Below are 916 nucleotides of genomic sequence, written 5' to 3'. Positions count from 1 at the left end.
CAGGCCGGCGGCACAGGTGTGCAGGAAGGCGCGGCGACCCCGGCGCGGCGGGCTCATCGGACGCTCGCCAGGCCGTGCGCGCGCGCGGCGTCCGCCTTCGCGGTCCTCACGGGCGCGCGGCGACGGGCTCACTGAAAGCGGTGTGCAGAGGGCGGGCGGCGCCTCGACGCAGTGGATCGGGTTCATTGCGGTATCTTCCATCGGGTGGGGCGCGGCGGCTTGGGGGCGCTTGGGGGCGGCTTGGGGGCGTCTCGGCTGCGAGGCGCCGGGCCGGGCCGGACCGGCGGTCTCAGGCTGCGCTGGCGAGTTCGCGCCACCACAGCGGCGCCGGAGTGCCGGTGGTGGCCTGGGCGGCGTGGCGCGCGGCCAGTTCGTGCACGCGGGGCAGTCGCGGGCGGACCTGGTGCATCGCGCTCACGACCGCGGGGTCGAACTGCATGCCCGCGGCGAGATCGAGCAGGGTGAAGATCGCCGCTTCGTCGAGCGCAGTGCGATAGCTCGCGCGCGTGCCGAGCGCGTCGACGAAATCGGCGACGGCGACGATCCGCCCGCACAGCGGGATGTTGCTGCCCTCCCGCCCGGCCGGGTAGCCGCTGCCGTCCCATTTCTCGTGATGATTGAGCGCCACCTCGGCGGCGAGCGTGTGGAGCGCATCGCTCGCGGCGCCGAGCATGCGCGCGCCGTCGATCGGATGGCGGCGGATCGCGGCCCACTCCTGCGGATCCAGGCGACCGGGCTTGGCGAGGATGGACTCGGGCACGGCGAGCTGGCCGATGTCGTGGACGCGCGCGGCGTCGAACAGCTCGTCGCACCAGGCCGGGGACGCGCCGAGGGCGTGGCCGAGCAGGGCCGCGATGGCGCCGACGCGCAGTCCGTGCTCGAGCGCCTCGCGGCGGCCGCGTGCGGCGGCGAGCGC

Annotated in this window: 2 protein-coding genes; both read right to left on the bottom strand. The window is 75.8% G+C overall.

Features of this window, described 5'->3' with window-relative positions; genetic code table 11:
* On the bottom strand, positions 1-186 hold a 186-nt coding region (locus C667_RS26255; RefSeq protein WP_211207750.1), incomplete at its 3' end, for a hypothetical protein.
* Between the two features lie 103 nt (positions 187-289).
* Positions 290-916 (bottom strand): HD-GYP domain-containing protein (locus C667_RS23395; RefSeq protein ID WP_004390545.1); only part of this gene is annotated, 627 nt, incomplete at its 5' end.

This window comes from Thauera phenylacetica B4P (assembly GCF_000310225.1).
Taxonomy (GTDB): Bacteria; Pseudomonadota; Gammaproteobacteria; order Burkholderiales; family Rhodocyclaceae; genus Thauera; species Thauera phenylacetica.
Note: the sequence above shows the minus strand (reverse complement) of the source record. Positions and strands in the feature narration are given on the sequence as shown.